2 protein-coding genes and 2 pseudogenes are annotated in these 5,894 nt (G+C 57.8%); 2 read left to right on the forward strand and 2 right to left on the reverse strand.

Going from position 1 to position 5,894, the window contains the following annotated elements:
* Both AB3X89_RS38585 and rpoD read right to left on the reverse strand, forming a co-directional pair.
* A pseudogene (locus tag AB3X89_RS38585) lies at positions 1 to 690 on the reverse strand (hypothetical protein); the annotation flags it as partial.
* A gap of 269 nt (positions 691 to 959) precedes the next feature.
* Positions 960 to 2,790 (reverse strand): annotated as a pseudogene (gene rpoD / locus AB3X89_RS38590) (RNA polymerase sigma factor RpoD).
* 454 nt (positions 2,791 to 3,244) lie between these two features.
* Between rpoD and AB3X89_RS38595 the strand changes: the two are divergent.
* Both AB3X89_RS38595 and AB3X89_RS38600 read left to right on the forward strand, forming a co-directional pair.
* Entirely contained in the window at positions 3,245 to 3,433 is a 189-nt protein-coding gene (locus AB3X89_RS38595; RefSeq protein ID WP_018437109.1) for a hypothetical protein, read from the forward strand.
* A gap of 474 nt (positions 3,434 to 3,907) precedes the next feature.
* Positions 3,908 to 5,110 (forward strand): pectate lyase, encoded by a 1,203-nt coding sequence (locus tag AB3X89_RS38600; RefSeq protein ID WP_368587863.1) that lies wholly within the window; start codon positions 3,908 to 3,910, stop codon positions 5,108 to 5,110.
* Positions 5,111 to 5,894: the final 784 nt, after the last annotated feature.

Here is a 5,894-nt window from a genome sequence, read left to right on the forward strand (position 1 = left end):
GAAGTACCGGAAGGCCTCTTCGTGGAGTTGCGCCCAGACCTGTTTGCTGGACTTCCAGACCACGCGCCTGAAGCTGCGTCGCGAATACCTCAACGTCATGACGAACAGGCGTGGCCGGCGGTAGCGGCCCGTCTTCGGATCTCGGGTCGGGGCGCCTTCGCCGTAGTCCACCTGAGCCTCTTCGCCAGCGGCGCATTCGAGACGGTCGAACTGTTCCGGATCAACGTGGCGCAGGGCTCGCACGAAGCGTTTGACGCTCTCGTAGCTGGCCGTGAAGCCATGCTGGTCGACCAGGTCCTGGTAGATCGCCTGGGCGTTGCGCTTCAGACGCACCTGCTGTTCGATCCACTCCCGATAGGGTTCGCTGGCCGAACGCGCGAAGTTGAAGGAACTGGACGGTACGCCGCCAGAAGCCGGTGGTCGCGGGAGTGGAGGAGTTTGCGGTGGGGGATTTTGCGCGACCACCGGGTCGCCGGAGCCGGTGGTCGCGGCGGTGGAGGAATTTGCGCCCGCGGCCCGCTGCGCCTCATGCAGCGCTTGGTAGCGCCGGATCGTCTTGCGATCGATACCCGTGAGCTCATGGATCGTCGGACAAGCGCAATCGGCATTGGTCTGAACGGTATCACGCTGCCACGAAAGACGCCAAAGATTCTCGACAACACCGAACCGAAGGTTCTGCGGTTCCAGCATTGACTATCTCAATGTACAGGTCTACGTATTGGTGCGAAACCATCGCACCGGGCTTCAAGTTCTTGGCATAGACAATGCACATGAGTTCGTCCAAGCCGTGAGCCGTCGTCTGCGAAACGTTCAAGGATGCGCCCACGATCGTAGACAAGCGGGTCCATCACATTTCGATGATAACGGATGTGTTCCTTCTTGGCGAACACACAGATCGGGATGGGATGCTGCAGCTCGATGTTGCTCTGACCACGAGTCCCTCCGATGCGTGGACGGACTTAATCGTCGACAAATCGCCGTAACTTGTCGGCGCGATTTGGCTGCATCAGTTTTCGCATCGCCTTGCTTTCGATGTACCGGATTCGTTCGCGCGTCAGGTCGAATTGTTTGCCAAGTTCCTCGAGCGTGTAGCCGCACGCTACATCAATCCCGAACCGCATTCGCAGTACTTTCGCTTCACGCGGCGACAATGAATCCAGCGCTTCGTCGATTGCGGCTCGCAGATTCGAGCGCGCGGCCGCATCCGCCGGGGGTCCAGCCATTGGATCTTCGATCATATCGCCAAGCGTGGCGTCGGCATCTTCGCCCACTGGCGTCTCGAGCGATAAGGGTTGCCTCATGACCTTCAGTATGTCACGAATCTTGTCTTCTGATAATTCCATGCGCTGAGCCAACGCAGCAGGATTAGCCTTTTGCCCAGTCTCCTGCAGAATCTCCCGCGAAATCCGGTTTAGCTTGTTGATTGACTCGATCATATGCGAGGGGACTCGGATTGTGCGCGCCTGATCCGCAAGACAACGCGTGACTGACTGCCTGACCCACCATGTTGCGTAAGTTAAAAACTTCCAGCCGCGTCGATATTGAAACTTGTCGACGGCTTTCATCAGGCCGATGTTGCCTTCCTGGATCAGATCCAGAAGGGGCACGCCTCGGTTCGCGTACTTTCTCGCGATAGAGACCACGAGACGCAGATTCGCCTCGATCATCTTGCGCTTCGCCTGCCGCATCTTCGACTCGGCTGCCACCATCTGCCGGTTGATCTTCTTCAAGTGTTGCAAGGGCAGGCCGGCCTTAGCCTCAATATCGATAAGCTTCTGCTGTTCAGTCTGGATCTCCGGTAGACTGCGTGAAAGTGCCGCACCGTACTCGCGGGACGTCGCCGAGTTTTCAATCCACGCGAGATCAGTTTCGTATCCCAAAAACGACTCGACGAATCGCGCGCGCGGCATGCCGCACCGGTCAACGGCAATCTGCTGAATACGTCGCTCGACCGCACGTACCTGTGCGACTTGCTGCTGCACATCAGCGCATAGCGCATCGATAGTCCGTGCCGTGAAGCGAACAGCCGCAAGCTCCCGCTGGATCGCTTCAAAAAGGCGCTCGCGGGCGACCTGTCCGTTTTCTTGCGCGGCGTCGGCTTCTGAAATCTGTTCGTACAGGTCACGAACTCGCGCAAAGATAGCGAGGCCGTCTCTCGTGAGCTGTTTCATTCGCGGTTCGCTCCCCTTCACCATGTCTCGGTCTTCGACGACGCTGCCCTCACCGCCGTCGCCCTTAGCGCTGTCGTGTTCAATGTCCGGGGTTTTGGCCGGCTCTGGCAACGACCGAAGGACCGCTTCGGAGTCTTCATTTAGGCCGTCGACCAGTTCATCGATGCGCAGTTCACCATTCACCAGATTGAATCTGCTTTACCATTCGAAGGATCGCGAAGACAGTCGGCGGGCAGCGTGCGATCGCCAAGCCCATTTCGTGGAGTCCCTCTTCGATGCGTTTCGCAATCTCAGTCTCGCCCGCGCGAGGCAATAATTCGGTCGCACCCATTTCACGCATATACATCCGAACGGGATCCGTTGTGCACCCGAATTCAGGATCGACGGTTGAAAGCGCGCCTTCGGCCTCTAGATCTGCCTTGTCGTCCGACGTGGCTGCCGGCGCCGCGTCGTCCAAGAACGGCTTCTCCGTGTCAGGCGCCTGCTCGTAGACTGCAATGCCGATGTCGTTGAAAGTGCTGGCAATGATTTCAATGGCCGCGGTATGCACAAAATTGTCGGGGAGATGATCGTTGATTTCCGCATGAGTCAGGTAGCCGAGTCGGATGAGAGTGCGCATCCAGCGCTCCTGTTGCTCTTCGTCCTGCGATATCCCGTCGATCGACTGCAGGGGTGTTACGGGATCGACCTTCGACGCGCGCGGGACCGACGCGTTCAGAGCGGACGAAACTGTGCCTGGACGTGAATAGGGCCAATCGACCTTTGACATAGATTCTCCTGGACGTGATTGCCCGGCAATCGCGACCAGCGACTGTCCACACTCGGCCGACGAGCCGCGCACGTTTCGCTGTTACAGACGGACACAGGCTGTGGAATCGCAACGGGCAGTGAATGCGCAGCCCCTAGATACGGGCGGACGCGAGGGAACCGCAAGACTTGGCGAAAAGCATCAATGCGTTAGCAACGTAACACAAACTACCGCATTTCACCAGTTGGCGAATCTGGACCGTCCGCAACGTTAACGTGCTACGCCGCGGGCCACACTAAGAATTCGACATCTGGATGGATAGAATATGACGAAGCTTATCGAGATCTTTGCGTGGAACTGGAGCATCTATGAATACGGCGCGGAGTCGGAAGCGCATCAGGGCCGTTCCGGCCAAACGTCGTTGGGTTCGGTCGAGCTCCGACTTGGAGACGTGCCTCTTTCCGTCGTTCAGTCGTCGGTTCTACGCCAAAAATGGCGGTTCATTGGCGAGTAGGCCTCGCATCGAGGTCCGTACGAGAACATCTCGGCTGGACCGCTAGCTTTCGCTGTTTGACGGAGATCACGTCTACGGCGTGCAACTGCCCTAGCGTGTCGGCCGCCTTCAGTACCTTCTCCCGCGTGGGCTCTGGATTGACCCTCATTAGCAAAGCCGATATTCTCGCTCTTTTTGACAGAAATCCGGCATCCGCCGGGTTTCGGTGAATGGCTGGGCGTTATGGCGCCTTGGGCGCGCGCATTGGCGCATTGGCGCAATCTCGAACGCTCCTGTGGGCATGGATTTCACATCCGCCCGCGTGCGGCGGTCCTACCGGGCGCGGCACGAACTAGCAGCCACGCCACAAGATGCACATTGGCGCCGGCGTACTTCAAAGCTGAATGAGAGAAGCTGACAGTGCGGAAGCACCTTCGTGCCGAAATCGCCTATGCCGGCTCTTGACCATGTGCGGGCCTGAAAGGAGGAAATGAAATGAAGCCGCAGCTGATCCTGACAATATTGATCGCATATCTGCTGTGCGCTTGTGTTGGGGGGCACGGGTCGTCTTCTGCGCCAGCCCCCTCAGCAGAGACAGGCTTGCGGTCCAATTTCAATCGGACCGCAATTACCGCGCGTCTGCCGACGGACACCGGCGGTTTCGCAACGGCGACCGGATCAGACGATCCAGCCGTCACGGTCGACAGCCTCGCTGATCTGCTGGCTGCGTTCAGCGCGCGACAGCACCACATCCTAGTCAAGGGCGAAATCTACGGCGGACCGCGACTGACGACCATCACCTTCGCCAGCACGGACTGGAACAACACCACGATCGAAGGCGCCAGCGGTGGCAATGCGGTGCTGAAAAACGTCCAGCTTAAATTCGACGGCGAAATGCTGCCGGCAGACCAGAACATCCAGAATGTCGTGATCAGAAACATCACTTTTCATGGCGTCATCGGAGATCTACAGGCCCTACCCGCCCAAGTCTACGGCACATCCAACAACGCCGGCATCAACTATGAAGGCGTGTCGCTGCGACGGGTCACCAATGCATGGGTCGATCATTGTTCCTTCTACGATACGAGCGACAATCTGATGAGTGTGACGCTGTCATCGGATAATGTGACGGTCTCGTATAGCCGGTTTTATTTCACCAATGAATGGCTGGCGATGCGCCCCGATCCCCTGTGGGACTGGACGGGCAAGAACCAAGATCTGGCCAATGAACGCCTGGCGATGGTAGTGGGCGCATCTCGGCAGGATTCGTATGCATATGGTGGGCACAGGCTGCATGTCACCTTGCACCATAACCAGTTCGGCCCCAACCTAAAGGGGCGTCCGCTGCTGCGGGGCTGGGTCCACGCCTACGACAATTATTTCGATAACGACGCCACACCGACTGGCCTCACGGCCGTCGGGTCAGACGAGACCCAGTACAACGCCCTGCAGATCGGAAGCGGCAGCGTCGTTTATGTTGAAAGCAACTATTTTCTTAGAACTAACCAGAGCATTCAGGTCGGTCTGGATTTGCCGGACGATGTCTACTCTTTTCATGAAAACGCAAACCAGTACGTTCAGTCCACCGGCAGATCGGCAAAGGGCGAGGCTTTTTCAATCGCGCCCGTCGGTTACGCCTATCGAGTTAGGACGGCCTCGTCCGTTCTCAACGCCGCGTCGGCCTACGGTCCTCGCTAGTGCCAGCGATCAATCAGGACGACTTCCCGCTGGCTGTTGGGGTCGTCTCGCTGGCATTGACGTCAGTGCCCAGGGGCGGCCCTTTCATGATCCAACGACGCATCGCAGGCACTGCAATCACAGATCGGGAATCGCCCGCCGCGCAGCACGTATCGGTGATCGCATTAGTATGTGCTACCGGGAGCGAGTTTCACATGCTGCGCGACGGCGCCTTCTATCAAGCGAAATCCGCCCCTCACACTTGACGAGTGACACAGGGCACCCCGCCCTTGTTGTGTCCGTAATCGGTAAGAATTCGATATCGGGTACCCCCAGTTCTTTGGAATGACCTAGTGATTCTAGAAACTTGCCCGATGGGTCGTATGTTGCGGATCGTCGGCTGCACAACGTCGCTGTCGGAATGGATGGAGGTGTACGGCACGTCGAAAGTACGAGACGCATACTTAGGAAAGGTCTGCACAACCGGAATTTTGCGCGCTGACCTTCTATATTTTTCGCAATGGCGGTGATGAGAATTTGTTGAGTCGTTAAGGCGTCTGCGACTTGCGCCGCTCCGCGCAGCGCTACTAAGGCGCAAAACACGGCGTAGGTTATCAAGCCTTGCGCAAAGCTCTACGCGCCGTCCATAGATTGCTCAGAGCAAACAATGTCGTGATCAGAGGTGGCGCCGGAATTTCGGACAAGGTCGGTAAGTGGAACGGTCGGGGCCTGAGCTGGTCATAGGGACCAGCAAAAGGAACCCAAAGATGGCAAAAAGAAGCCGCCGGTCGCATAGCCCGGCATT

The sequence above is a fragment of the Paraburkholderia sp. BR14320 genome, from assembly GCF_040948665.1.
Lineage (GTDB): Bacteria > Pseudomonadota > Gammaproteobacteria > Burkholderiales > Burkholderiaceae > Paraburkholderia > Paraburkholderia youngii.

Coding starts and splice junctions, on each gene's coding strand:
- AB3X89_RS38595 (WP_018437109.1), top strand. CDS start 3,245: ATGACGAAGCTTATCGAGATCTTTGCGTGGAACTGGAGCATCTATGAA.
- AB3X89_RS38600 (WP_368587863.1), top strand. CDS start 3,908: ATGAAGCCGCAGCTGATCCTGACAATATTGATCGCATATCTGCTGTGC.